27 protein-coding genes are annotated in these 24,148 nt (G+C 58.5%); 17 read left to right on the top strand and 10 right to left on the bottom strand.

From position 1 onward, the window contains the following. The first annotated feature begins 25 nt into the window (after positions 1–25). From CKALI_RS09215 to CKALI_RS09190, 6 genes are all read left to right on the top strand, one after another. A complete protein-coding gene (locus CKALI_RS09215) occupies positions 26–358 on the top strand; it encodes a hydrogenase maturation nickel metallochaperone HypA (protein WP_156193067.1) in 333 nt (110 codons plus the stop codon). A 3-nt stretch (positions 359–361) separates the two neighbouring features. Beyond that, positions 362–1,186 (top strand): hydrogenase nickel incorporation protein HypB, encoded by an 825-nt coding sequence (gene hypB / locus CKALI_RS09210; RefSeq protein ID WP_156193066.1) that lies wholly within the window; start codon positions 362–364, stop codon positions 1,184–1,186. Between the two features lie 345 nt (positions 1,187–1,531). Beyond that, positions 1,532–2,698: a hydrogenase small subunit gene (locus CKALI_RS09205; protein ID WP_156193065.1), complete on the top strand. Its 1,167-nt coding sequence runs from the start codon at positions 1,532–1,534 to the stop codon at positions 2,696–2,698. Then, complete coding sequence (locus CKALI_RS09200; protein ID WP_156193064.1) at positions 2,698–4,449, top strand: nickel-dependent hydrogenase large subunit; 1,752 nt, start codon at positions 2,698–2,700, stop codon at positions 4,447–4,449. The genes CKALI_RS09205 and CKALI_RS09200 overlap by 1 nt, the downstream gene beginning before the upstream one ends. Further along, entirely contained in the window at positions 4,446–5,600 is a 1,155-nt protein-coding gene (gene cybH / locus CKALI_RS09195) for a Ni/Fe-hydrogenase, b-type cytochrome subunit (RefSeq protein ID WP_231580453.1), read from the top strand. The genes CKALI_RS09200 and cybH overlap by 4 nt, the downstream gene beginning before the upstream one ends. A 39-nt stretch (positions 5,601–5,639) precedes the next feature. Continuing rightward, on the top strand, positions 5,640–6,131 hold the full coding sequence (locus CKALI_RS09190) for a hydrogenase maturation protease (protein ID WP_156193751.1): 492 nt from the start codon (positions 5,640–5,642) through the stop codon (positions 6,129–6,131). On the opposite strand, the gene CKALI_RS09185 is transcribed toward CKALI_RS09190, so the two are convergent. Continuing rightward, entirely contained in the window at positions 6,104–6,448 is a 345-nt protein-coding gene (locus CKALI_RS09185; RefSeq protein WP_156193063.1) for a hydrogenase maturation nickel metallochaperone HypA/HybF, read from the bottom strand. The genes CKALI_RS09190 and CKALI_RS09185 overlap by 28 nt on opposite strands. A 26-nt stretch (positions 6,449–6,474) precedes the next feature. On the opposite strand from CKALI_RS09185, the gene CKALI_RS09180 reads away from it, so the two are divergent. Both CKALI_RS09180 and CKALI_RS09175 read left to right on the top strand, forming a co-directional pair. Beyond that, on the top strand, positions 6,475–7,596 hold the full coding sequence (locus CKALI_RS09180) for a nickel-dependent hydrogenase large subunit (protein ID WP_156193062.1): 1,122 nt from the start codon (positions 6,475–6,477) through the stop codon (positions 7,594–7,596). Between the two features lie 4 nt (positions 7,597–7,600). Next, positions 7,601–7,870 (top strand): HypC/HybG/HupF family hydrogenase formation chaperone, encoded by a 270-nt coding sequence (locus tag CKALI_RS09175; protein ID WP_156193061.1) that lies wholly within the window; start codon positions 7,601–7,603, stop codon positions 7,868–7,870. Here CKALI_RS09175 and CKALI_RS09170 read toward each other — a convergent pair. From CKALI_RS09170 to CKALI_RS09140, 7 genes are read right to left on the bottom strand one after another with little or no spacing between them, the layout of a single operon-like run. Further along, complete coding sequence (locus tag CKALI_RS09170) at positions 7,817–7,999, bottom strand: hypothetical protein (RefSeq protein ID WP_156193060.1); 183 nt, start codon at positions 7,997–7,999, stop codon at positions 7,817–7,819. The genes CKALI_RS09175 and CKALI_RS09170 overlap by 54 nt on opposite strands. 36 nt (positions 8,000–8,035) lie before the next feature. Further along, complete coding sequence (locus CKALI_RS09165; RefSeq protein ID WP_156193059.1) at positions 8,036–8,884, bottom strand: carbohydrate ABC transporter permease; 849 nt, start codon at positions 8,882–8,884, stop codon at positions 8,036–8,038. After that, positions 8,859–9,788, bottom strand: a complete 930-nt coding sequence (locus CKALI_RS09160; RefSeq protein ID WP_156193058.1) for a carbohydrate ABC transporter permease — start codon at positions 9,786–9,788, stop codon at positions 8,859–8,861. The genes CKALI_RS09165 and CKALI_RS09160 overlap by 26 nt, the downstream gene beginning before the upstream one ends. 32 nt (positions 9,789–9,820) lie before the next feature. Further along, positions 9,821–11,077, bottom strand: coding sequence for an ABC transporter substrate-binding protein (locus CKALI_RS09155; protein WP_156193057.1), 1,257 nt, complete (start codon positions 11,075–11,077; stop codon positions 9,821–9,823). Positions 11,078–11,121: 44 nt separating this feature from the next. Next, positions 11,122–12,141, bottom strand: a complete 1,020-nt coding sequence (locus CKALI_RS09150; protein WP_156193056.1) for an ABC transporter ATP-binding protein — start codon at positions 12,139–12,141, stop codon at positions 11,122–11,124. A gap of 12 nt (positions 12,142–12,153) precedes the next feature. Then, positions 12,154–12,816, bottom strand: coding sequence for a TIGR03089 family protein (locus CKALI_RS09145; RefSeq protein ID WP_156193055.1), 663 nt, complete (start codon positions 12,814–12,816; stop codon positions 12,154–12,156). 47 nt (positions 12,817–12,863) lie between these two features. Further along, entirely contained in the window at positions 12,864–14,438 is a 1,575-nt protein-coding gene (locus CKALI_RS09140; protein WP_407643750.1) for an LCP family protein, read from the bottom strand. 73 nt (positions 14,439–14,511) lie between these two features. Here CKALI_RS09140 and rfbD point away from each other — a divergent pair, with 73 nt between their 5' ends. From rfbD to CKALI_RS09120, 4 genes are all read left to right on the top strand, one after another. Then, entirely contained in the window at positions 14,512–15,357 is an 846-nt protein-coding gene (gene rfbD, locus CKALI_RS09135) for a dTDP-4-dehydrorhamnose reductase (protein ID WP_156193054.1), read from the top strand. Between the two features lie 5 nt (positions 15,358–15,362). Then, positions 15,363–16,247 carry a glycosyltransferase family 2 protein gene (locus CKALI_RS09130; protein ID WP_407643749.1) on the top strand — a complete coding sequence of 295 codons (885 nt, stop codon included), beginning with the start codon at positions 15,363–15,365 and terminating at the stop codon, positions 16,245–16,247. A 14-nt stretch (positions 16,248–16,261) separates the two neighbouring features. After that, entirely contained in the window at positions 16,262–17,350 is a 1,089-nt protein-coding gene (gene manB / locus CKALI_RS09125; RefSeq protein ID WP_156193053.1) for a mannose-1-phosphate guanylyltransferase, read from the top strand. 400 nt (positions 17,351–17,750) lie between these two features. Beyond that, positions 17,751–18,029, top strand: coding sequence for a WhiB family transcriptional regulator (locus CKALI_RS09120; protein ID WP_231580567.1), 279 nt, complete (start codon positions 17,751–17,753; stop codon positions 18,027–18,029). Here the strand turns inward: CKALI_RS09120 and CKALI_RS09115 are convergent, their stop codons facing one another. Further along, positions 18,030–18,485, bottom strand: coding sequence for a metallopeptidase family protein (locus CKALI_RS09115; RefSeq protein WP_156193051.1), 456 nt, complete (start codon positions 18,483–18,485; stop codon positions 18,030–18,032). A 93-nt stretch (positions 18,486–18,578) separates the two neighbouring features. Between CKALI_RS09115 and CKALI_RS09110 the strand changes: the two genes are divergently transcribed. From CKALI_RS09110 to manA, 4 genes are read left to right on the top strand one after another with little or no spacing between them, the layout of a single operon-like run. Further along, on the top strand, positions 18,579–18,965 hold the full coding sequence (locus CKALI_RS09110; RefSeq protein ID WP_156193050.1) for a DUF3499 domain-containing protein: 387 nt from the start codon (positions 18,579–18,581) through the stop codon (positions 18,963–18,965). Positions 18,966–19,010: 45 nt separating this feature from the next. After that, positions 19,011–20,402, top strand: a complete 1,392-nt coding sequence (locus CKALI_RS09105; protein ID WP_156193049.1) for a phosphomannomutase/phosphoglucomutase — start codon at positions 19,011–19,013, stop codon at positions 20,400–20,402. 22 nt (positions 20,403–20,424) lie between these two features. Beyond that, a complete protein-coding gene (locus CKALI_RS09100) occupies positions 20,425–21,360 on the top strand; it encodes a hypothetical protein (RefSeq protein ID WP_156193048.1) in 936 nt (311 codons plus the stop codon). Between the two features lie 13 nt (positions 21,361–21,373). Then, complete coding sequence (gene manA, locus CKALI_RS09095) at positions 21,374–22,561, top strand: mannose-6-phosphate isomerase, class I (RefSeq protein WP_156193047.1); 1,188 nt, start codon at positions 21,374–21,376, stop codon at positions 22,559–22,561. Positions 22,562–22,565: 4 nt separating this feature from the next. On the opposite strand, the gene CKALI_RS09090 is transcribed toward manA, so the two are convergent. Next, entirely contained in the window at positions 22,566–23,456 is an 891-nt protein-coding gene (locus tag CKALI_RS09090) for a hypothetical protein (RefSeq protein ID WP_156193046.1), read from the bottom strand. Between the two features lie 335 nt (positions 23,457–23,791). Between CKALI_RS09090 and CKALI_RS09085 the strand changes: the two genes are divergently transcribed. Further along, complete coding sequence (locus CKALI_RS09085; RefSeq protein WP_156193745.1) at positions 23,792–24,145, top strand: DUF4259 domain-containing protein; 354 nt, start codon at positions 23,792–23,794, stop codon at positions 24,143–24,145. Positions 24,146–24,148: the final 3 nt, after the last annotated feature.

Below are 24,148 nucleotides of genomic sequence, written 5' to 3'. Positions count from 1 at the left end.
AGCACTTAAGCCTAGACTGGAATCCATGCATGAAGTTGCACTCAGTACCCAGCTCGCACGTGCCGTTTCCCGCGCCGCGAAGGGGGCCAAGGTTTATAGCGTGCGGATGCAGATCGGAGCGCTGCGCCAAGTGGTTCCTGAGACATTGGAATACGCCTGGGGGTTCGTCATCAAAGACACCGAACTCGCCGGAGCGACATTGGACATACACTGGGTGCCGTTAAGCGTGACGTGTCCGAACGGGCATGAGACGCAATTGGACGACTTGGATTTCACCTGCCCGGAATGTGGCCAGCCCGCAGAAGTTACCGCCGGCAACGAATTCACCATCCTCGACATTGAAGTAGCAAGGAGCTAACCCATGGGACGTTTCCACCGCCACGACGACGGCACCGTGCACAGCCACGATCATGACCACGAGCATCACGACCATGATCACGACCACGGCGAGCACGTCCACCTCGACCACATCGACCCAGCTACCAGTGAGCATGGCGACCACTCCGGCTATGAGACCGGCCGCGAGCGCATCGTGGTGCTCGAGGATATCTTCGCCGAAAACGACCACCTGGCTGCGCACAACCGCGAAGCCTTTGACCAGCACGGCGTGCATTGCATCAACTTGATGAGCGCGCCGGGTTCTGGAAAGACCTCGGTGCTGCAAAAGACCTTGGAAGCGCTACAAGGCAAGGTGCGAGTCGGCATTGTCGAAGGCGACATTGAAACCGCTATCGACGCCGATCGGCTCGAGGGCTACGGGGCTCAGATTTCTCTGCTCAACACCGGTAACGGTTTCGGTGGCGAGTGCCACCTGGATGCGCCGATGGTGGCGAAGGCGCTGAAGGGGTTGGACCTGTCCAAGCTTGACCTCGTGCTCATTGAGAATGTGGGCAACCTGGTGTGCCCTGCGGAGTTTGAGGTGGGCGAGCATCGCAAGGCTATGGTCTACTCCGTGACCGAAGGTGAGGACAAGCCACTGAAATACCCGGTCATGTTCCGCTCAGTAGAAGCCGTGGTGGTCAACAAGATCGACCTACTGCCACACCTGGACTTTGACATGGAGCTGTTCACAGCGAACCTCGAGAAGGTGAACCCAGGGGTGAAAATCTTCCACGTGTCAGCGAAGACAGGTGAGGGAATGGATGCCTGGATCAAGTGGGTTTCTGCCCCGAATGGGTTGGATTGATGTATTAGCAATCAGAAATGTGACGAAGATTGCGTTTTTGTTTGGGGCCCCTCTTGCTGAGAAGTAAGGGGGGCTTTCGCCATTGTTGACAGTCTTATGTGCGCAGCTAGATGTGGCAATCCGTGGAGCGATTCGGTCCTTGAATTACGCAACAATGTTGTATTGTAATCCCAGCTCAGTGGCCCTTTTCACACTTTTCGATAATGTTGAACAATGTCTGGTTTGCGGGGTGGTCATATCCACTGCACAACTCCGGTGTTACTTGATACGGTGCTAATAGAGGTGTCGTCACGACACTAGTGTATTTGTGCCTAGAGTCACACCAACAGAAATGGGGCTCGCCAAATGAATTTTGGTGCTAACTGGCAAGGGAAAACCCTCGCCGACAACTTGGAACTCCGCGGAGTGCCGCGTCGAGACTTCCTCAAAATGTGCGGCGCACTCGCCGGTGTTTATGCAGTGGGATCACCGCTGGCACAAATGCCGGAAGCAGCCGCCCAAGAAATCGCCGACAAGCTCGGCGCCGTCAAGAAGCCGAATGTTGCCTGGCTCCAACTCCAGGAATGTACCGGCTGCATGGAATCCACGATCCGCTCCGGTGGCGCAACTGTAGAGGAGATGGTTCTCGAGCTGCTTTCGGTGAACTACAACGACCTCGTCATGGCAGCCTCTGGTACGGCAGCTGAGCAGGCATTGCATGACGTCAACAAGGAGCCGCACATCCTCGTCGTCAACGGCTCGGTCCCGCTCAAGGACGATGGAATCTACTGCACCATCGGCGGAAAGTCGGTCGAGCAGGTCTTGAAGGAAGCGGCCGAGAACGCCACGGTTGTCCTCGCCGTTGGTGCGTGCGCCGTTTATGGATCCGTTCAGGCGGCGCGGCCAAACCCAACCGGAGCGGTCGGCGTCGATGAAATCATCAAGGACAAGCCAGTCATCAATGTCTCCGGCTGCCCACCGATCGGCGAAGTGATCACCGCCTCTCTGACATACATCCTCACGCACGACGGCAAGGCCCCCGAGGTCGATGCCGAAGGGCGCCCGCTGTTCGCCTATGATCAGCGCATTCACGATTCCTGCCCACGTCGCGCCCACTTTGACGCCGGTCAGTTCGTCCGCTCCTTCGACGATGAAGGTGCCCGAAACGGTTGGTGCCTCTACGAAGTCGGCTGTAAGGGACCTTCCACCTTCAGCCCCTGCCCGATCGTCCAATGGAATCTCAAGTCCGGCTGGCCAATCGGCGCGGGGCACCCGTGCATTGGTTGTACGGAAAAGGACTTCTTTGACAAGTTCACGCCGTTCTACAAGGAACTGCCGAACGTAACTGGCTTTGGCATCGAGGAACCGGTGGAGAAGGTCGGCCTGGGTCTGATTGGGGCAGCGGCTGTCGGTACTGCCATTCACGGCGGTATGACGCTATTCAAGTCCATCCCAGTCCGCGACTCTTCCCAAGACGATAAAACTCTGGCCGCATTCGGCGACGCCCCTGTGGCAGAAAAGAAGGAAAGCTAATGGCTACTGAGCGCGTTGTCATTGACCCGCTGACCCGTATCGAAGGCCATCTGCGTCTCGAACTCGAGCGTGATGGCGAAAAGATCTCCAAGGCATGGGCGGAAACCACCCAGTTCCGCGGGATCGAAACGATCGTCAAGGACCGCGACCCACGCGATGTGTGGGCGTTCGTTGGTCGCATCTGCGGTGTCTGCACCGGTGTCCACTCCGTGGCTTCCGTCGCCGCGGTTGAGGATGCCATCGGCTCCCACCCTCCGAAGCAAGCTCAGCTGATCCGTCAGTTGGTGCTCGGCTCCCACGGCATCCACGATCACGTGGTGCACTTCTACCACCTGCACGCTTTGGACTGGGTGAACGTAGTCTCTGCCTCCAAGGCCGACCCAGAAAAGACCGTTGAGTTCGCTCGCTCCATCGGATCGACCTGGAAGCTGAACTCCGTAGATAAGTTTGCCAAGGTAAAGAAGACTCTGGAAGATGTGCTGGCCTCCGGTCAGCTGTCGATCTTCACCAATGGCTACTGGGATCACCCTGATTACCGGCTCCCGCCAGAGGCCAACCTCATGGCGGTCTCTCACTATCTGGACGCCCTGGAGTTCCAGCGCTCCATGATCCGAATCTCCACCGTCTTTGGTGGCAAGAACCCACACCCGAACTTCCTGGTGGGCGGCATGGCCTGCTCCATTGACCCGGATAAGTCCGAAACGGTCAATGAGGTCTCACTGAACAACATTCGTGAGTGGGTCAAGGAGATCGACGAATTCGTCAATGAGTGCTACGTGCCTGACGCGCTCGCAATCATGGGTGTGTACAAGGACTACTTCGATATCGGCAAGTCCTCGGACAACATGATGGCCGTCGGTATGCAAGGCACTGTGTATGCCGGAAAAGTCAAGGACGGAATACCGGTTTCCACGCCGAACAAGGATGTGAAGCCAGGCATCTTCCTGGATGGAGACTTCCGTACGATTCACCCATTCGATGAGTCCAAGATCGAGGAGTTCATCTCCTCTGCCTGGTACGCCTACGAAGAAGGCGATGACGCCGGCAAGCACCCATCAGTCGGTGAGACCGATGTCGAATACACCGGGCCGAAGCCTCCGTACGAGTGGCTGGCTGATGACCCTAAGTACACCTGGTCCAAGGCACCTCGCTACGATGGTCGCCCAATGCAGATGGGCCCGGTCGCACGCGTACTCCTGGCCTACGCACAGGACGAGCCAAAGACGAAGCAGCTTCTTGATACCGCGATGCTGAAGCTCGGCATCACCCTGGAGCAGATGAACTCGACAGCTGGCCGCACGCTGGCCCGCGCTATCGAAGCCGCTACTAACGCCGATCAGATGATCAACAAGCTGCTTCCGGAGTTCGTCGCGGGCATTCGCGACGGCGACATCGACGTCTTCGACTCCACCAAGTGGGAGCCAAAGTCCTGGCCAAAGGACTGCTCTGGCTATGCCTTCGTCGAGGTTGCCCGCGGTTGCCTCAGCCACTGGGTCACTATCGAAGGCGAAAAGGTCACTCGCTACCAGGCCGTGGTTCCGACCACCTGGCTAGCATCGGGTCGCGATCCAAAGGATCAGCTTGGCCCATACGAGGAGGCGCTCTCCGGCGACGGCAAGCACCCACTCGTCGATCCAACACAGCCACTGGAGCCAATGCGAACCATCCACTCCTTCGACCCATGTATGGCCTGCGCGGTCCACGTCCTGGACCCTGATGGCAAGCCATTATTCCAGGTGATGACCTCATGACCGCTCTGAAAGAGATTCGGATTGCGCAGGTGTACTCCGCCGGAAAATACACCCCGGATGAGATCCTGCGATTCGCCGCCGCTTCGCGCGCCGGAACCACTGACCCAGTGGAAATGGCGCTCCAGCGCGAGGCTGGCACGGTGGTGGCCGATGAATACGTTCCTGTCACCGACAACGGCCGGTTCTCCCTGGCCAGCATTAGCGAAGGCCGGGGCAAGCAGCTCGTCATGCGCGGTGAGACCAAGACGATCCTCGACAAAGCGTCGATGGAGCGCACCAAGAAGCGCGACTTCATGGATAACTTTGAAGCCGCACGCATCCTCGGGCACCGCATCATGACTGTCGCCGTGGCCGACGTTGACCCGATTGGGCAGAAGTCGCAATACTACGTTGAGGGATTCGTGGCGATGGGCGTCGATAAGCCCGAAGAGCACGGTCACGAAGGAAACAACCAGTGGGTGCGCGTGCATCTGTGGAGCAAGTCGCTGCGCTTCCAGCACTGGATGAACGTATTTCTGATCGTGGTCATGTCGCTGACTGGCTACTACATCATGGATCCGTTCTTCGGTGGCCAGCCGACCGATCCGGGCACCGCGGGCTACCTGATGGGCTACATCCGTTTCGCTCACTTCGTGGCGGGTTTCGCGTGGGTGGCGATGGGCGTGTGGCGTCTCAGTCTCTGGTTGTTCTCCCAGTATCGCCAGCTGCGGTGGCGTTCGCTGTGGCCGTTCGATTCGAAGCGCGATGTGGACGGGCTCGTGGATACGATCCTGTACTACTGCTTTATCAAGAAGGAACACCCGACGTACCTGGCGCACAACCCGCTGCAACAGCTCGCATACACAGCCATCTACGTGCTGTGCATTGTGCAGCTGATCACCGGCCTGGCGTTGTTCGGACTCTATGACCAGACCAGTTGGTTCTGGGGTCTGATCAGCATGCCGGTGCACTGGCTCGGCATTCCGATGGTCCGTCTGATCCACGCCGCGCTGATGTTCATCCTGTGGGCTTTCGTCGTGATCCACGTCTACCTCGCAGTGCGCGCGGACAATCAGGAAACCCTGGGTGGTGTGTCCTCCATGATCAATGGCGGTGTGTGGGTGCGTAAAGGCACGCTGCCTCGCGACGCTCACCGGATCGGCAAGGTGTAGCCCGTGCCGATTACTGTCATCGGCATCGGCAACCCGATCATGCAAGACGACGCAGTTGGCCTGGCCATCCTGCGTCGCCTGCAAGGTGGCTCCTCAGACGAGCTTGCCTGGGTGCCTTCCCGAAGCATTACTCCGGTGCTGCCCAGCGATGACGCGAGCGACATCCGTTTCGTTGATGGCGGCACGTCCGGGATGGAGCTGCTGCCGCTCATTCAAGACTCCGAGAACCTCATCATTTTGGATGCTCTGGCGGGTCCTGGGGAGACCGGCAGCGTAGTGACGCTGGTGGGGGATCAGATCCCGCGCCTGCTGAATTCTAAGTTGTCTCCGCACCAGGTTGGCCTGTTAGACCTGCTTTCGGCCGCACGCCTGCTCGGGCGCGAACCCGCACAGGTAGGCGTCGTGGGCATCGTGGTCGGTGGTACCGACCTACATGTCGGGATGTCTCCCGAAGTAGTGGCCGCGATCCCGAAGGCGGCGCAGTCCGCCCAGGAGCTCATCAATCAGTGGTCGGTTTCCACGTCCACGTAAGAAATCTCGAATTCCCGGCCATGGCGCAGATCGGCGGTGGGGAAGTCACAGGCGGGGCAGGCGAGGGCGAAGAATTCGTCGATCGGTTGCTCCGTTTCGCATTGCGGGCAATACACCGTCGCTTCGATCATCTCGATCGAAAGGCTGGCATCGGCGCAGTCAGTGCCTTCGATGGCGATCGGCCACGAGGCGGCCAGTGCCTCTTCGATGACGCCACTGCGGGTGCCGACCCTCAGACCGACCGCTGTGATCGCTCGGCCCTGCGCGGCCTCGGTTACGGTGGAGACAACGCCGGTGAGGATTCCCAATTCATGCATAGGTCCATTATCTTCAGGAGCGCTCCATGAGCAAAACAACGCTGCAACTCGATCAGTTCGTCGACCCCTTCGAAGCGAAGGTCGTTTATCAGCGCGATGCCGCTGGCAAGATCACGGACGCGCGTTTCGACTTGTCCGGTCTGCCTCGCCTCGACCCGCTACTGATCAGCAGGGAAGTGGCCGGAGTGCCGGATATCGTCAAACGGCTGTGTGGCATCTGCCCGGTCACTCACCACCTGGCCGGAGTCCGCGCCCTCGACATGCTCTTTGGTGCCGAAGTTCCCGAAACTGCCCAAGCCGTGCGCAGCCTCCTCGCGGATGGTGCCATCCTCGATGCCGCCGCTCCGAAGTTGTTTGCCACCAACCGCGAGGTCGCCACACTGCTAAAAAAGGTGGGAAAGCAGGCGATGGCTGCGGCCGGCTCCCCGGGACATTTCCCGGATGTCGCCATTCCGGGTGGCGTGCGCGCTCCCGGCGATCCCAGCCTCGTCACCGACCTGCCAGCGCTTATCGACGCCCTGGGCACCCTCACCACCGAATCCACCTGGTCTGACACCTTCAGCGGCCTCAGCGTCGCTCTCGTCACTGACGGCGAGCTGGACAGCCTAGGAGACTCAGTGGCTATCAGTGACGGCCGGGTCCTCAGTCCCCGCGAATTTGCAGATTTAGCGATCGAATCCCTCCCCGGGCAGTCTGCACCGCGCCCGCTGCTGGATGGTCAAACCTATCGCGTCGGGCCGATTGCCCAGGCCGTCATCGCGGGCGAGCCTCAGGGCCCGCAGGGGGCAGTGAAGGCGATGCTGATGGGCGTCGTGAAGCGCATGCAGCGTACGTTGGCAGATCCAGCGCTCCTGGAAGGGCCGCTGGTGGGGGACGGAGAATTTCGCGCGGGAGAAGGCATCGGTCTTGCTGAAGGGCCACGCGGGCTCCTCATGCACCGCTATATCGCCAATGACGCCGGGCTGTTGACACAGTGCCAGATCCTCACCCCGACGGCGCAGAACGAGCCGTGGCTCGCGCAAATGCTGCGGGAATCGCTGAGCTCGGGAGGATCGCTAGAGACTTCTATTCGCGCCGCTGATCCATGCCTACCCATCACCTCGGCGCCGGTAGGTGCCATGACCATCGACGTTGCGGAAGTAGACTAGAGCTATGTGTCTTGGAATTCCAGCCCGAATCGTATCCATCGATGAGGGGCTCATGCCCACCGCGACCATTGACGTTGCGGGCCAAGTTCGGCAGTGTTGCACGGCCTACGTCCCTGAGGTGAGCGTGGGCGACTACGTGCTGATCCAGAATGGCTTCGCCATGAGCGTGTTGTCCGAGGAAGATGCGCTGCTCTCGCTCCAGGCCATCCAGGAAAATAATCTACTTCCAGCGACGCCAGACGATGACCGTCGAGGTGACCAAAACCAGGGCTAGCACCGCCGGCCACATTTTAGGCTCCGGCTGCACCACGTTGAGTGCGGCCTGGATTACCGACATCACCGAAAAGAACGTCAAGAAACCGAGCAGCGTCTGGCGCTGAAGTCGTTTACGTTCGTCGGACATAGGTGTGATTGTACTAGCGGGGCCTAATTAGCTAACTTAAGACTTCACTCCACCAGCGGTAAGCCCGGCGACGATACGGCGCTGGAAGAGGAGCACCATGATGACCAGCGGGATGGTCACCAGCGCGCCGGCGGCCATGATGGATGCGTATGGGTACTCGAATGAGTTCGGGCCGGAGAAGCGGGCGATGGCCACCGTGACGGGTTCCGTGGCATTGGTGGATAGCTGCTGCGCGATCATGAATTCGTTCCACGTGGCGATGAACGCCAGGATGGCAGTGGTAAAAAGCGCAGGGGCTGCCAGAGGCAGCAGTACGAGTCGAAACGCCTGGCCACGGGAGGCGCCGTCGACACGCGCAGCTTCCTCAAGCTCCCACGGAAGCTGCCGGAAAAAGCTCACCAGGGTGTAGATGGTCAGTGGCAGTGCGAAGGAAATATTCGGGATGATGAGGGCGCGGTAGGTACCGATCCAACCCATATCACCGAACATCTGGAACAGCGGAGTGACCAAGGCGATGCCAGGAAACATGGACGCGGCGAGCACGATGCCGGTGACAAATCCCTTGCCACGGAACTCTAGGCGGGCCAGCGCGTAGGCGGTGAACACGCCGACCATGACGGCCAACACCGTGGTGATCAGGCCGACGATCAGAGAGTTACCGATAGCCCCTAGGAAGTCGTTGCCCTTGTCAGTAGCCAGCGCTTCCTTGAAGTTGTCCAGGGTCACATGGGTAGGCCACGGGGTGGTGTCAAAGGTATGGCTTTTGTGTCGGAAGGCCGTGACCACCATCCAGTAGAAGGGCGCCAGCCCCCACACCAGGATGAGGATGACACCGAGGTAGTTGCGGAGAAACTTCACGTCAGCGGCCTTCCTTCGCGGAAACATCTGCACCGAGGAACTTAATCATCACGAATGCGACAAAGAAGATGAGCAGGAAGATGAGAGTCGACAGGGCGGACGCAGAATTAAAGTGGCCCTGGCGCATGTCTTCCACCACCAGCTGCGAAATCGTGGCGGTCGGGGAGTTGGACGACGCGGAAATCAAGATCACTGGCAGGTCGTACATGCGCAGCGCATCCAGCGTACGGAAGAGAACGGCCACCATCAGCGCAGGCTTGACCAGGGGCAGCGTGATCCGAGTGAAGATTTGCCATGACGACGCGCCGTCGACACGGGCTGCCTCATACACATCCTTCGGGATCATCTGCAGGCCAGCCAAAATGAGCAACGCCATGAATGGGGTGGTCTTCCAGACATCGGCGATGATCACCGCGAACCGAGCCGCCCATGGATCGGTCGTCCACCCAACCGAGGTCCCGAGCAGCGAGTTGACAATGCCGTGATCGGCGAAAATAAACTGCCACAACTTCGCGGTCACAGCGGTCGGAATCGCCCAAGGGATGAGAACCGCGGCGCGGAGAAGCCCGCGACCTTTAAAATCACGATTCATGACAGTGGCCATCCACATGCCGAGGATAGTTTCTAGTACGACGGTGACCACGGCGAAGAAAAGAGTGATCCGGACAGCTGGCCAAAAGTCGGTCGAGATGACTCCCGGTGGGCAAGTACCGATCTCACCCGACGGAGTCATACACCGCTGGGTGAGCCAGTACAGATAATGCTGCATACCGGCGAAGCCACCTTCGACGAACATGCCAGTGTCCGGATCGAGGTGTTTGTCCGCCTGGAAGGACAACCAAATAGCGCGAATAATCGGATAGCCGATCACCACCGCCAACACAGCGAGCGCCGGGGCGATGAGGGCGTAGGCTGACTTATTCTTCAGCACTGGGAAATTTCCTTCCGGGCGGAACAGGGGACTTACTTGGCGGCGTTCTCGATGGCAGCCTTCATGTCCTTGGTAGCGTCATCCACGCTCTTGCCAGCGGTCAGCGCTGCGTAAGAGTTGTCCTGGATGGCCTTAGAGATGGCTGGGTAGAACGGAGACACCGGACGTGGGGATGCGTTCTCCAGGGATTCTTTCAGTGCAGGCAGGTATGGGTACTTCTCCACCAGGGAGGCGTCATCGTAGATGGAGGCCAGAACTGGTGGGAAGGAGTTTTCTGCGAAGGACTTCTGGTTTTCCTCAGAGATCACAAACTCAATGAAATCGCGGGCGGTTGCCTTGTGCTTGGAATTGACGTTGATGCCGTTGTTGTAACCACCCAAGGTGGAAACGCCGACGCCGTCCTTGCCGACCAGTGGCTGGACCTCAAACTTGCCCTTCACCGCAGACTCTTCGGAGTTGGAGAACATGTATGGCCAGTTGATCGCGAAAGCGGTCTTGCCCTCGGTGAAGGACAGGTTCGTTTCCTCCTCGGTGGCAGAGATAGAGGACTTGGAGATGGTGCCGTCGCCGTAGGCGTCGACAAGCGCCTGCAGGCCAGCCTTTGCTTCTGCCGAATCAACCTTCGGGGTCTTGCCGTCCTCAGCCAGGACCTTGCCGCCCCAGCCTTCCATGAAGCCCACGGTGTTCACGGTCAAGCCTTCGTACTGCTTGAGCTGCAGAGTGAGGCAGTCAGCCTCCTTGACCTGCTCGCAGGACTTCTTCAGATCGTCGAAGGTCTTTGGTGCCTCAGGGGCGAGTTCGGTGTTGCGGAACAGGAGCTGGCCGTTGGTGTTCTGTGGCACGGCGTAGAGCTTCTTGTTGTATGTTGCGGAATCAACGGTGGATTCCAGCAGCTTGGAGGTGTCCACCTTCAAGTCGCCCTCGAGCGGAGCGAGCCACTTGTTAGCAGCGAAATCGGCGGTCCAGATGACATCGAGCGCCATGACGTCATAGTCGGAGTTGCCAGCCTGGAGGGACTGCACGAGGGTGTCGCGCTGTGCGTCGGCCTCGCCAGCAAGTTCCTTAAGCTGTACTTTTTCATCAGGGTGAGCAGAGTTCCACTTCTCGATGATCGGCTTGATCTTATCCGTGTCGTTCTTGCCCATGGCAAAGGTGATGGGGCCACGGGCGGTGGCGGAAGCGGAATCGGTGGTGCCGGACTTTTCGTCCGAGGATGAGCAGCCGGTGATCAAGGCCGCGGTCAGACCTGCGGCCGCGAGTACACCGGCAGTGCGTCGGGTGAACTTCATGAGGTTATAACCTTTCCGGTAGGGGGTTTATATCAAACCTAGCGTTAATTAAGCCTATTTCCAGTAGTTTTGGAAAAATAATGTGCCCGCTTGAGGTCAAACTCAAGGTGAACCGTGGCGCCTGGCTGGGGGGAGTGCCCTGGCAATTGGCGACTGACCAGCGACGTACCCGGGGAATCTGCGGTGTGGGAGTAAATGTAAGACTCGCTGCCGAGCTCCTCGACGATGTCCACGACCGCAGGGATAGCTCCCGGCACGGGCTCGGCATGCGTGACGACGTGTTCGGGCCGGATGCCCATCGTGACGTCTCCAAACTCCGGATGGCGGTGAGACACCAAATTCATGGCGGGGGAGCCGATGAAGCCTGCGACGAACTCGTTGGCAGGGCGTTCGTAGAGTTCACGCGGTGGTGCCACTTGTTGCAGCTCGCCGTCCTTGAGTACCGCGACGCGGTCACCCATCGTCATAGCCTCTACCTGATCGTGGGTGACGTAGACCGTGGTGGTTCCTAGGCGACGCTGCAGCGCCGCCAGTTCAGTACGGGTCTGAACGCGCAGCTTGGCATCAAGATTGGATAGTGGCTCATCCATGAGGAAGACGTTCGGATTACGCACGATGGCGCGACCCATGGCTACGCGCTGACGCTGGCCACCGGAAAGATCCTTCGGCTTGCGCTCGAGGTAAGGGGTCAGGCCGAGGACCTCCGCGGCCTCGGCAACCTTTGCCTTAATCTCCGACTTGGGCATTTTGGAAAGCCGAAGGGAAAACCCCATGTTGTCCGCTACCGTCATGTGTGGATACAACGCATAGTTTTGGAACACCATCGCGATGTCACGCTCGGCAGGCTCGAGTTTCGTGACAGCCTTGTCGCCGATGAGAATCTGTCCCGACTCAACCGGTTCCAACCCTGCTAGGGAGCGCAAAACCGTGGATTTTCCGCAGCCCGATGGGCCGACGAGAACGAGAAACTCGCCGTCATCGATCGTTAGGTTGAGCTCGCTCACGGTGGGCGCAGGCGCTCCAGGGTATCTGATTGTGACGTCGCTGAAGGTTACCGAAGACATACTAAAACGCTATCAGGATGATAAGCGTCTCGTAATGCGTTCTGCCTGGGAGATTTTTTCCAGGCGATCCGTCGACACAGGTCCAGAGACGATGACAGCGCTGCCGCCACAGGCCAGCGGAGCCAGCGCAGTACGCGCGAAGCTCTCCCAATCAGTCCAACCAGGGGAAAGCACGCGTTCCCCTGGGGAAAACGTCAAATAATCCTCTGGTAAACACTCGGCCAATGTTCGAGTATCCGGCAGAAATTGGTCGCCGTAGAAACGGACAGTTGGGCCGAAATCGACCGCGCCTTCCGGCAGCTGCGCGCCAATTTCTGCCACGCCCCGACCGAAGGGATCCTCCGTGACTATCGCAACGTCGGCGTAGTCTGAGCTGACTGCGCAGTCGAGGCCGCAAAACAGGACATCTGCCGGAAAGTCACCAAAATGTACCTCGATGCCTGCAGCTAGTGCCCCCAAAGAGATAGCCGCCGCCTGCCAGCTGGGTGGGAGATCAATGGCGATCGCATCTCCAGTGGTCAAATCGAACTCCTCCACCAGCATGTTTCCTACCTTGGCGGCCCAATTATCTAGGGTGATGGCCGAGAAGTCGAGCCGAGAACCAGTGGACTCGTTATAGAAGGTCAACCGAGGAGCTGCGGGGTCGGTGTCCAGGAGGTTGTGAAGAAGTTGCATACCTTCCAGATTAGAGATTTTGCACAGGTCGCGTCGTGAGCAATCAGCTAGTTCACACAGCGCGGACCATCGCCACCGGCATTGATCGTAGGGGCAACTTCGATGTCTTCGCCGAAGTCGGCACCTGGCTGGCCCACGGTCTCCGCTTCTGTGGCTTCGGCAGGTGCTGGTTCAGTGGATTTCGGCCCGGCGTAGTCATCAGCGATGACCACAACAAGGGAGTTGGCATCCAAGGACGGAGAGGCGGTAATCGGGACGCCACCGAGCTCCTGAGCTAGGGAAACTGCTTCCGCCGATTCTGGATTGGCGGCGACGATCTGGGTCTGGCTGTACATTCCGGCCGGCGCGTTCCCGACCTCAGCGATCGAATACCCAGAGCTGGTAAGAGCAGTCGCTACTTGGGTAGCCAGGCCTCCGGTAGCGGTGGCATTCAGGATATGCAGCTCGGAAGTCTTCGAGGCGCCCGGCGTGGTTGTCTTCGTGGTAGAAGATGCGGTCGCGCTCTTCGTTGAACCGCTGCCGAGCAGAGTGTCAAAGTACGCGTGTACTTGGGCCGGATCAATGGTGACCACGGACTCGCCGTAATCACCCACACCGTCAATCGAGGTCACTGGAATGGTTTCGAAGCGAACGTTTCCGCCGGCAAGGTTCTGTAACTGTGTGGCAAAGCTCATCACATCCCAGTCTTCGTCGATGACAACTGAGCGGCGCACGGCCTCGGACAAGCTTGACAACTTCCCAGGATTGGTCAATGTGCCTGTGGTGAGCGCCTGGTTGACCAAGGAAGCCATGAAAGCCTGCTGGCGGACGATGCGGTCCAGGTCGCCACGTGGCAGTCCATGGCGCTGACGGACGAATGACAGCGCGTCCGGCCCCTGCAAGGTTTGCACACCCTTCTTGAAATTAGCTCCCGAATACTCATCTTGTGTGTCCTCGTTCAAACACACTTCGACGCCACCAACAGCATCAGTGAACAACACGAACCCAAGCAGTCCGATCTCGGCGTAGTGATCCACAGTGATGCCAGAAAGCTTGGCGACGGCGTCGATAAGCCCCTTGCGGCCGGCCTCGGTGCCCTGTGACTGCAGTTTCTTTTGATCGGTGACCCCTTGGGCCATCATCTCGTCCGTTTTAGCGGACTTGTAACCGCGGTAAACACCGTTGATTTTGGTGTTGCCGAGCTTGGGATCGCGAATGTAGGTATCGCGAGGAATGGAAATGGCGGTGGCGGAGGAACCATCATTGGGAACGCGAATCACCATGATGGTGTCGGTGTTGTCGTTTTCCTCATCGCCGGCGCGTAGCATGCTGATCTCGTTTTCAGAGAGCGCATTGCCTTGGGCATCGGTACGCGAGTCAGAACCGACGAGAAGGATATCGGTTGCGCCGTCCTTCGCGTCCTTGATTCCCTTGCCGCCACCGCCCAAGTGCAGGCCGCCTGCGGAAGCCACATCGCGGCCCAGCGAGCCGACCAGGGCGTAACCCGATCCCGAAACGAGGAGCACAATGGCAGATAGCGTGGCCAAAAGCATCTTTAGCGAACGCGGTCCCGCCTGGACCAGGTCGGGCTTTGGCACCGGCGCGGGCTGAATGTCGCGGCCGTGGCGGGAAGAATGAGTCACGCGGAGCTCCACTAGGTCATCGGGAAATGTAATTTAGAGTGGTTAAGGTTAGTCGTCAAAGGAGTCTAGGGCAATGCGGGTCATCGTCGTTGGAGGTTCGGGCCAACTAGGGCAAGCTTTGCTGCGAACCGCCCCAGAAGGAGTTAGTGTCCTGGGATTATCCCGGGGTGAATTTGATCTCACCGCAATGGACGTCGAGAAGCTCGCGGGCGCAGATGTCATCATTAATGCAGCAGCCTACACCGACGTGGACGGCGCAGAGGCAAACCCCGAACTCGCTCACGAGGTCAATGCAGTCGCGCCGGGCAAACTTGCTGAGGTTGCGACAGCGCAGAGCTCCCATCTCATCCACATCAGTACCGATTATGTTTTCGGTGGGGACGCCCCACGACGGCCACTGCTTGTCGACGATCTGAAGCGCCCTAACACCGTCTATGGGCGCACCAAGTTGGCTGGAGAACAATCGGTTTTTGCGGCCTGCCCAGACGCTGCCGTGGTGCGCACCGCGTGGCTGTTCACCGGTGATCTTCTCCCGCACAAGGACTTTGTATCCACCATGTTGCGACTCGCTCGCGAAGGGAATGGCCCAATTAATGTGGTGAATGATCAATGGGGCAACCCGACGTGCGCAATTGATCTTGCAGGTAGCCTGTGGCGGATCGCTGAGCGACGTATCCCCGGGGTTTTTCATGGTGTGGGCTCGGGTTACTGCACCTGGTTCGACCTCGCACGGGAAACTTTTGCAGTCTGTGGGGCCGATCCCGAGCGCGTGAACCCCTGTAGCACTTCTGAGTTTCCGCGTCCCGCGCCCCGTCCGGCCTGGTCAGTGCTGGATGCGTCAACATGGTTAGCTGCGGATTTGCCCGCACTTCCGGAGTGGCGCAGTGCCCTCCGAGGCGCGGTGTCCACTAAGCTCTGACAATTGTGAATGAACCAATAGCGATCGTCACCGTGACGTACTCTCCTGGAAAGTACTTGACGTCTTTCCTGGATTCAGTACCAAGTGCGTCGGCAACGCCGTGTCATGTGGTGATGGCGGACAACGGTTCCGTCGATGGGGCTCCTGAAAAAGCTGCCCGTGATTACGCCAATGCCGAATTCCTGCCGACCGGCGGGAATATTGGATACGGCAGTGCCATTAACTTCGCGGCTCGCGCTCTGAAAGAGCGACACGAGCGCGGCCAGATCAATAGCGAGTTCTTTGTCATCTCCAACCCTGATGTTGTCTTCGATGAGGGGTCAATTGACGAGCTGATCGACTGTGCCCGTCGTCATCCGCGTGCAGGAGCTGTCGGACCTTATATCCGTGAGGCCGACGGATCCGCTTATCCGTCGGCGCGAGCCGTGCCGACTCTAGCCAACGGTATCGGCCATGCGCTGTTCTCAGCGGTGTGGCCATCAAATCCGTGGTCGAAGGCCTACCGCAACAGCGAGGACATGACCGTTGAGAGGGAAGCTGGTTGGCTGTCCGGCTCTTGCCTGCTGGTCCGGTGGGAAGCCTTCGAAGAAATCGGCGGCTTTGACGAGGGGTACTTCATGTATATGGAGGACGTTGACCTAGGTGACCGTCTCGGCCGAGCAGGTTGGGCCAACGTGTTCTGTCCGACTGCGCGGATCCAACACAGCAAAGGCCACGTGGCGGGAGAACATCCGGAGTTGATGCTGCCGGCGCACCACCGCAGTGCTTATAAATTCCAAGCAGACCGGCATCAGGGGTGGGGACAGGCTCCCATCAGAGCTGCGCTGTGGCTCGGATTGAAGTTGCGTAGCGAGATAGCCGTCGCATTCGCACGTTCAAAGCAAAAGTAGGGAATACTAAAATCATGATTCAAGAAAAAATACCTTGTTCAACCGACGCCGTCATCCTGGTGGGAGGTAAGGGAACGCGCCTCCGTCCGCTGACCCTGTCGACGCCAAAGCCAATGCTGCCGACTGCTGGCGTGCCGTTCCTGTCTCACCTCCTAGCCCGCATAAAGGCAGCGGGAATCACCCATGTAGTGATGGGAACCTCCTACAAGGCTGAAGTGTTCGAAGAGTACTTCGGCGATGGCTCCGAAATGGGCCTGGAGATCGAGTATGTGGTGGAGGAGCAGGCGCTAGGCACCGGCGGCGGTATCCGCAACGTCTACGACAGACTGCGTCATGACACGGTCATGGTATTCAATGGTGATGTTCTCGGCGGAACCGATCTAACCAAGGTGCTGGATACTCACGCTGCCAAGGATGCTGACCTAACGATGCACCTGGTCCGAGTTTCTGATCCGCGTGCCTTCGGTTGTGTGCCTACTGATGCCGAGGGCCGGGTTCTCGAATTTCTTGAGAAGACTGAAGATCCACCAACGAATCAGATCAATGCTGGCATTTACGTGTTCAAGCGTGAACTCATCGCCACCATTCCTCCGGGACGCCCGGTGTCGGTCGAGCGTGAGACTTTCCCTCGGTTGTTGGAGGAGGGACGTCGAGTTTTCGGTTACGTGGATCAGTCCTACTGGCGCGACATGGGCACCCCGGATGACTTCGTGCGAGGTTCTTCAGACCTTGTCCGTGGCATCGCACCATCACCACTGCTTGAGGGGCGCACGGGCGAGGGCCTTATCGACGACACTGCCGGCGTTTCAGATGGTGCTTGGTTGCTCGGTGGCTCCGTAGTCGGTCGTGGCTCGGAGATTGGGGGCGGCGCTCGCCTCGAGTCAACTGTCGTTTTCGATGGGGTGAAGGTGGAACCAGGTGCGGTAATCGAGAACTCGATCATCGGTGCTGGCGTGACCATCGGGGCTAACGCTCGCATCTCGGACTGCGTCATCGGCGAAGGAGCCAAGATTGGTGCTCGTTGTGAACTGAAGGGTGGCATGCGCGTATGGCCCGGCGTTGTTATTCCTGATAACGGCGTGCGTTTCTCCTCCGACGCCTAGCGTCCCTGACAGCAGTGGGACTTGTATCAAGGCGATAGTCAAGCATCTTTGTCGCGACACGCCGAGGTGAACCCAGAGTTGTCTTGGCGGGGTTAACCCCCCACTAGATGTAGTACCCCCGACCCTCGCCCCCGCGGCGGGGGTCTTGTTATTGCTGTTACTGCTGTTACTTCTCTCTTGGGAAAACGCTCCGAGTTGAAGAAAAAAGACAGTCTGAGGTTGACGATATCTAGTGATCGGTGTGTAATCACACTTGTGTAAGTCAAACAGCCAGGGAACGGATTATCGGATCACTTGGCAGTGTGGATGGCACGACTAGACAACAAAAGTTCACCAAACACCTACGGAAGAAGGAGGAGCGTCTATGGAGTACGTGGCGAATGACGCAACTTCCCGCGGGATGAATTCTGGGTTGGATACCGGCTCTGATCTGTCCTTTGATGCTCTATTTGGGGCAGTGGAGCAAGAGTGGCAGGATCAAGCGCTGTGCGCACAAACCGATCCAGAGGCCTTCTTCCCTGAAAAGGGTGGCTCCACTCGAGAGGCCAAGCGAATCTGCCAAGCCTGCGGTGTTCGAGATGAATGCCTCGAATTTGCCCTTGAGCACGACGAGCGTTTCGGGATCTGGGGAGGGCTGTCGGAACGTGAACGACGTCGCCTCAAAAAGCAGATCGGTTAACTACCAAGAGAAGTCGGGATCGATATCCGCCGGATCGATTCCCAAGTGATTAGCTACTAGCGTTGTGAGAACCATTTTTAGGATCTCGCTGCGCTCTTCTTTATTTATGCACCGAGCCTCAATAGGCTTGCGGAAAATAACAATGCGGGCACGGGTTGGCTTGCCGTGGCGATCAATGCCGGCAGGAATGACGCGCCCAAGGGGAACTGGGCCGTCAGCTACGATCTCATCTGGCAGTACCGTCATGTCTGAACTCAGTCGCATGCGGGGAATGGTGTCAACGGCAATGTCAAGGTTCGATAGCTCGTGTGGAAACGCATTGGCGATCGGGGCATAGGACTCGAGGACTGCGGTGTCGAAAAGCTGCGACCGCGTACGAAAACGGGGAGTTGCCTGTGGCAGCAACGGGCCACGTACTCCACGGCCGTGACGATTCCGGGCGGTTCTGACATCCATGAGCCCTACATTAGGGCTGTGCGGGCCGAGGAAGCGCCCGGCACGCCGAGCAATACTTCGCAAAGTGTCAACTTAAGGTCTAGACTTTGTCAAGTGAGTAATTTTCGTCGTTGCAGTCGCCCGGGATGCGGTAAGCCCGCAGTCGCTACGCTGACTTACGCGTACGCAGAATCTACCGCTGTCATTGGCCCACTCGCACCAGCTTCCGAACCGCACAGCTGGGATCTATGCGAAGAACACGCCGCAAAGATCACCGCACCGCTCGGTTGGAACATGCTGCGCGTTGCCGAAATTGATCGCGATGAAGATGATGACGATCTGACCGCACTTGCCAAGGCAGTGCGTGAGGCCGGAAGTCAGTCCTCTGGGTTGGTAGTCGACGAACCTACCCAGAACCATCCAATCCACCGCTCCCAGCGCAAGCAGGAGGAAAAAGGCAGGCGTCGGGCGCATCTGTACGTCGTTAATGACGAGGATTGATCTAGAATAGGTAGCTACTCATCGTAACTATCTAGGAGAAGGTTAATGCGCACTGCCACACCCCGTAGCCGCGAAGCGGTCGAAGCTGTAATTAAGGCCTATGACGTTCGTGGCATCGTCGGCGAAGGGATCGATGCCGACTTTATGCGTGACACCGGTGCGGCCTTCGGCCGACTGATGCGCTCCGAGGAAGCCACCCAGATACTCATCGGACACGATATGCGGGCGTCCGGCCCCGGACTTGCACGGGCATTCGCCGACGGCGTGCTGGAGCAAGGCGTAGACGTAGTCATGCTGGGACTTACTTCCACGGACCAGTTGTATTACGCCTCTGGAGTGCGAAGCTGCCCCGGTGCCATGTTCACCGCTTCCCACAACCCGGCCGCATACAACGGCATCAAGTTGTGCCGCTCCGGCGCTCGTCCCGTGGGCCAGGAATCCGGCCTGGCCACCATCATCGACGACCTCGTCGCTGGCGTGCCGGGCTTCGACGGTGCCCGAGGCACCCTCACGGAGGATGACTGCCTCGAAGGCTACGGCGAATACCTGCGCGAACTGGTTGATCTCTCCGGAATCCGCCCGCTGAAGGTCGCAGTCGATGCTGCCAACGGCATGGGCGGCCATACCGTGCCTGCCGTACTGAAGAACCTCCCACTCGAGATCGAACCACTCTTCTTCGAACTAGACGGTTCCTTCCCGAACCACGAAGCCAACCCCCTGGACCCGAAGAACCTGGTAGATCTCCAGAAGTTCGTGTTGGACACCAAGGCTGACATTGGACTGGCCTTTGACGGTGACGCAGACCGCTGCTTCGTCATCGACGAACTTGGCCAACCGGTAAGCCCATCCGCCGTCTGCGCAATTGTGGCCGAGCGCTACCTTGCTGAAAAGCCTGGAGCGACGATCATCCACAACCTCATCACCTCCAAGGCAGTCCCGGAGATCATCGCGGAAAACGGTGGTAAGGCAGTGCGCACCCGTGTCGGCCACTCCTTCATCAAGGCCACCATGGCCTCCGCGGGAGCCGTTTTCGGTGGTGAGCACTCCGCGCACTACTACTTCACCGAATTCTTCAACGCCGACTCCGGCATGCTGGCAGCGATGCACGTCCTCGCCGCCTTGGGAGGCCAAGCCAAGCCGTTGAGCGAAATGATGGCCAAGTACGACCGCTACGAAGCCTCTGGAGAAATTAATTCCCAGCTGGCTTCCAAGGCCGCCCAGGAGGAACGCACTCAGGCCGTACTTGATCACTTTGCAAATCGGATTGAGAAGATCGACCGTCTTGATGGCGTCACCGTGGAGCTCAAGGGAACTAAGGCGTGGTTCAACGTTCGCGCTTCCAATACTGAGCCGTTGCTTCGTCTCAATGCCGAGGCGCCAACTCGCGCGGAAGTAGACGCACTCAGCGCCGAAGTGCTGTCCGTTATCCGGGCCTAAGACTCCACAGAAGGGGAGCGCAATGTACGACCGAAACGCGGTGCGATTCTTTGACATTGCCCACGAGGGGGCTTTCATTCGAGGCGCCCGCAGCCTCATCGACGACGGTGTTAGTTCTGACATTGCTGCGCTGAGCCCGCGGAGCCTCATAGTGATCGTCGCCGATGAAATCTCGCGGGCTGCAGCCCGCCTCGCCTGTGCGCTGCTCGAACCAGCACCGCTGCCGATTGTCGTAGTGGATGAACTTCCACGTTTTGCCGGGGCGCTGGATGTGGTGCTGATGGCGTCGTCGAAAAGCGTCACCCGACAGGAGCGCTGCCTGCATGCTGCGGACAGTCGCGGCGCAGTGACCGTTCTCCTAGCTCCCCCTCAAGGTCCGCTGCGTGCGGAGGCTCCGGCGCGAACAGTGATTGTTCCGGTGCCTCCCACAGCGGCAGGTGGCTCGCCGGCAGCAGTTATAGCGACGATGTTCGCCCTCGTTGGCCCGTTGACCAGCCCTGAGCAAGCAGTGGCCGAAAATCTTGACCTCGCCGCTGCGGCGGTGGATGAGGAACTTCTGGCGGTGTCCCCAGAGCGAGATAATCTGGTCAACGCTGCTCGACAGCTGCAAAATTATGCCGTTGATGGTCGGATCATTCACGCGGGTATGTCTGGAAGGTCAGCGGCGTTAGCTGCATTGATCGCAACTTGGTGGACGAGCAAAGGGGTAGTCAGCTCGGCTCTCGAGCTGGAAGAGCTGCACGCGTCACTACCGAATTTCGCTCAGAGCGAGACCAACATTTTCTTTGATCCGGTCGATGAAAGCTCTAGTTCAATGATACCCTTAAGGATCGTTGTCTGGGCGCAGCAGGAGAGTAAGCTCCCTCACTCGATCGCTCAAAGCGCGGACAGCGACGAGTTGACGCTTGAGAACATTCTGCGACTGACGGTGAGAGGTCTAGCCGCAGCCGTGGTTTAAAAAGGAGTTTTTGATGGAACTGCTGACGGGCAGAATACGAAACTACCCTTGGGGTTCCCGCGAACTTATCGCGAACCTCAGAGGGGAAGAGGAATCATTGCAGCCGGAAGCAGAGCTCTGGTTCGGCGCACATCCCGCAGCTTCTGCCACCATTGGCGATCAGGAACTCATCGAACTCATCGCTGCTGACCCAGCTTTCCACCTCGGTGAGCGCGTCAGAAAGCGCTTCGGTGACAATCTGCCATTTCTGCTGAAAATCCTGGCTGCCGCCGAGCCGCTTTCCCTGCAGGCGCACCCGTCACTGAGCCAGGCGCAAGAAGGCTACGCACGCGAGAATGCACAGGGCATTGACGTGGCAGCTGACTATCGCAATTACAAAGACGCCAACCACAAACCGGAGCTCATCGTAGCGCTCACTGAGTTTGAGGCTATGGCGGGTTTCAGGCCGCTGGCCAAGACTTTGGAGCTCTTTGACGAGCTGCACTGTGCCGAGATCGAGCGCTATTTGGCAATGCTCGACCGCTCTGAAGCGCGTGAATCCACCGATCTACGAGTGTTGTTTACCACCTGGATCACCATTCCAAGTGCGAGCCGTACGAAGCTTATTGACGACATCGTCACCTCGGCCGCTTTGGCACTTGCACGCACGGACCTTCCACAGTGGATGCGTGAAGAACTAGCTAATGTGGTGGCGCTCCATCAGCGATATCCATACGACGTGGGCGTTCTGGGCGCATTGCTGCTGAACAAGTTCACGCTTCAGCCAGGCGAGGGCTTATACCTTGATGCGGGACAGCTGCATGCCTACGTCAAGGGCTTGGGCGTGGAGATCATGGCCAATTCGGACAACGTACTTCGTGGTGGGTTGACATCTAAGCATGTGGACGTGCCGGAATTGGTGCGAGTCCTCGAGTTTGAGTCCTTGGAAGATCCACGAGTACGCCCGATCATTCGAGGCCGGAACGTGGAATTCCCAACTCCCATCACTGAGTTTTCACTGACGAAGTGGGATCTAAGTGAAGGCGCAATCTTCAATGCGGATGGTCCTGCCATCATCCTGGTGACTGAAGGGGGCACGGATTTGACCTGTGACGGTCGCCAGGTGCACGCGCGCGCCGGCGAAGCCGTATGGATTCCAGCGGGCGATCCTGAAGTGCGTCTCGCTGCCGCCGATGCCACAGTGTTTGTAGCTACGGTCTAGCTGATCAAACCGTACCAGCGGTGCTCGCTAGGGGGTCGATACTAACGGGCGTGGAAGTTACGGTTGACGTTGGATTCGCATCTATTGGAGTGGGTTCTGCCATGCCCGAACCAGAGCCCGCACCGATTCCCATGGCGGGCGAAGTAGTGGTAGGCACTGGCTCGCTGGTCGTGGTCCCATTTGTTCCACCCGGACTGATGGGGGATGGTTCCGTAGGGCCAGTTGTGGTGGTGACCTCAGCGGTAGGCTCCGGCTGAATCAGAGTTGGCGGAGATACCGGAGTTCCCGTCGGAGTTGGCTCCGGAACTGAGGTGGGAACCTCGGTAACCGGTGGCTCAGCGACTGGCGATGTGATGGCCGGAGTCTCGGTGACAGACGGCTCGGTGGCTGGCGGTGCAACGACTGAAGTTGCAGGAGCCTCAGGCTCATTTGAAGTGGTAACTGTCGCGGACGGCTCGGAAGTTGATCCGGAGCCATTGGTTTGAGTTGGCGATGCCGAAGTCCGTGTGGTTTGGCTACCTGCCGGTGCGGTGCTCTGCGTCGTGGCGGATGTCGCTGGAGCGTACACCCTGGTCGGCTGCGCCGCGATTACGGAATCCTCTGGAATGAAGGCATTAGGAGCCAAGAACGGATCAGACTCCGACACCTGGGCCTGCTGAGCAGGTCGTTTGTTCACATCTGAAGAAGGAACTGGAACTGAAGGAGCGGACGCCGTGGTCAGGGTGGTGGAGTTTGGGCGGTCAGTACCTGACGAAACAGTTCGGGAATACGGAGATTCTCCCGTGGCGCGGGCACTTTCAGGTGTTGAGTTCAGCCACACACCCCAGCCCACGGCACCAGCCGTGACGCAGCCAAATGCCACGAACGCCACGAAACCTCGGGTCTGTTTCTTCAAGTGCCGTTCTCCTTCAGAGAGATCAAAAAGCGCGCTGAGTAGGCGTTCTACTCATGTGATCGTGGGGGAGGGCAGATTAGTTACAGTATCTTTACTCGTAACGAATCTATAACAACGCTGACCATAGCATGACATATCTTTCAACGAAAGATTTCGAGCCAAAAACTTCTCAATCCATTCGGCTTTTCCCTAATTAGCGCGCTTGTGCGCTCCAGCTAGGGGCAGTAGTGGCGCAGCGCGCGCAATCCAAGTAAACCTAGTAAGTGACTGTCGGATCTACGAAGCACACCAATAGCCTCGGCCTGCGTAGCGGGCCCTTAAATAGCAGGAGAGACATGGGAGCCTGGGACATCGCAATTTTTGCGGACGAGAACAATGCTGACTTCCTTGACGAAATGGCAAGTCTTGATTCTGAAGACATTGTCGAAGCGGTAGAGGATGCGGTCGCCCTGGTAGCTAGTGGCAAGGCCGTGAACGAAGAGGAAACCGCCAACGGCCACCTTGCAGCCACCATTGCTGCCATTTGGGCGGGTGCGCCATTTACTGCAGGAGAAATCGCGGAGAATTATCCATTCGTGCGTCAATTGGCAGGATCTGGATCCGAGCTGCTGCGCGAACGCGCAGGCGCAATTCTTGAAGAAGTAGACACTGAAGAAGACCTCGAGGTCTACCTCGAGGCTCTTAACTAAGCA

The sequence above is a fragment of the Corynebacterium kalinowskii genome, assembly GCF_009734385.1.
Taxonomy (GTDB): domain Bacteria; phylum Actinomycetota; class Actinomycetes; order Mycobacteriales; family Mycobacteriaceae; genus Corynebacterium; species Corynebacterium kalinowskii.
The sequence above is the reverse complement of the archived record's forward strand: the minus strand, read 5'-3'. Positions and strand labels throughout refer to the sequence as shown.

Bases quoted from the DNA above. Each gene is read 5' to 3' on its own strand.
- CKALI_RS09215 (WP_156193067.1), top strand. From the start codon at position 26: ATGCATGAAGTTGCACTCAGTACCCAGCTCGCACGTGCCGTTTCCCGC.
- CKALI_RS09200 (WP_156193064.1), top strand. From the start codon at position 2,698: ATGGCTACTGAGCGCGTTGTCATTGACCCGCTGACCCGTATCGAAGGC.
- manB (WP_156193053.1), top strand. From the start codon at position 16,262: ATGATTCAAGAAAAAATACCTTGTTCAACCGACGCCGTCATCCTGGTG.
- CKALI_RS09185 (WP_156193063.1), bottom strand. From the start codon at position 6,448: ATGCATGAATTGGGAATCCTCACCGGCGTTGTCTCCACCGTAACCGAG.
- CKALI_RS09170 (WP_156193060.1), bottom strand. From the start codon at position 7,999: ATGTCCGACGAACGTAAACGACTTCAGCGCCAGACGCTGCTCGGTTTC.
- CKALI_RS09175 (WP_156193061.1), top strand. From the start codon at position 7,601: ATGTGTCTTGGAATTCCAGCCCGAATCGTATCCATCGATGAGGGGCTC.
- CKALI_RS09190 (WP_156193751.1), top strand. From the start codon at position 5,640: ATGCAAGACGACGCAGTTGGCCTGGCCATCCTGCGTCGCCTGCAAGGT.
- CKALI_RS09120 (WP_231580567.1), top strand. From the start codon at position 17,751: ATGAATTCTGGGTTGGATACCGGCTCTGATCTGTCCTTTGATGCTCTA.
- CKALI_RS09150 (WP_156193056.1), bottom strand. From the start codon at position 12,141: ATGTCTTCGGTAACCTTCAGCGACGTCACAATCAGATACCCTGGAGCG.
- CKALI_RS09165 (WP_156193059.1), bottom strand. From the start codon at position 8,884: ATGTTTCCGCGAAGGAAGGCCGCTGACGTGAAGTTTCTCCGCAACTAC.
- rfbD (WP_156193054.1), top strand. From the start codon at position 14,512: ATGCGGGTCATCGTCGTTGGAGGTTCGGGCCAACTAGGGCAAGCTTTG.
- CKALI_RS09100 (WP_156193048.1), top strand. From the start codon at position 20,425: ATGTACGACCGAAACGCGGTGCGATTCTTTGACATTGCCCACGAGGGG.
- cybH (WP_231580453.1), top strand. From the start codon at position 4,446: ATGACCGCTCTGAAAGAGATTCGGATTGCGCAGGTGTACTCCGCCGGA.
- CKALI_RS09180 (WP_156193062.1), top strand. From the start codon at position 6,475: ATGAGCAAAACAACGCTGCAACTCGATCAGTTCGTCGACCCCTTCGAA.
- CKALI_RS09205 (WP_156193065.1), top strand. From the start codon at position 1,532: ATGAATTTTGGTGCTAACTGGCAAGGGAAAACCCTCGCCGACAACTTG.
- manA (WP_156193047.1), top strand. From the start codon at position 21,374: ATGGAACTGCTGACGGGCAGAATACGAAACTACCCTTGGGGTTCCCGC.
- CKALI_RS09085 (WP_156193745.1), top strand. From the start codon at position 23,792: ATGGGAGCCTGGGACATCGCAATTTTTGCGGACGAGAACAATGCTGAC.
- CKALI_RS09105 (WP_156193049.1), top strand. From the start codon at position 19,011: ATGCGCACTGCCACACCCCGTAGCCGCGAAGCGGTCGAAGCTGTAATT.
- CKALI_RS09145 (WP_156193055.1), bottom strand. From the start codon at position 12,816: ATGCAACTTCTTCACAACCTCCTGGACACCGACCCCGCAGCTCCTCGG.
- CKALI_RS09155 (WP_156193057.1), bottom strand. From the start codon at position 11,077: ATGAAGTTCACCCGACGCACTGCCGGTGTACTCGCGGCCGCAGGTCTG.
- CKALI_RS09115 (WP_156193051.1), bottom strand. From the start codon at position 18,485: ATGGATGTCAGAACCGCCCGGAATCGTCACGGCCGTGGAGTACGTGGC.
- hypB (WP_156193066.1), top strand. From the start codon at position 362: ATGGGACGTTTCCACCGCCACGACGACGGCACCGTGCACAGCCACGAT.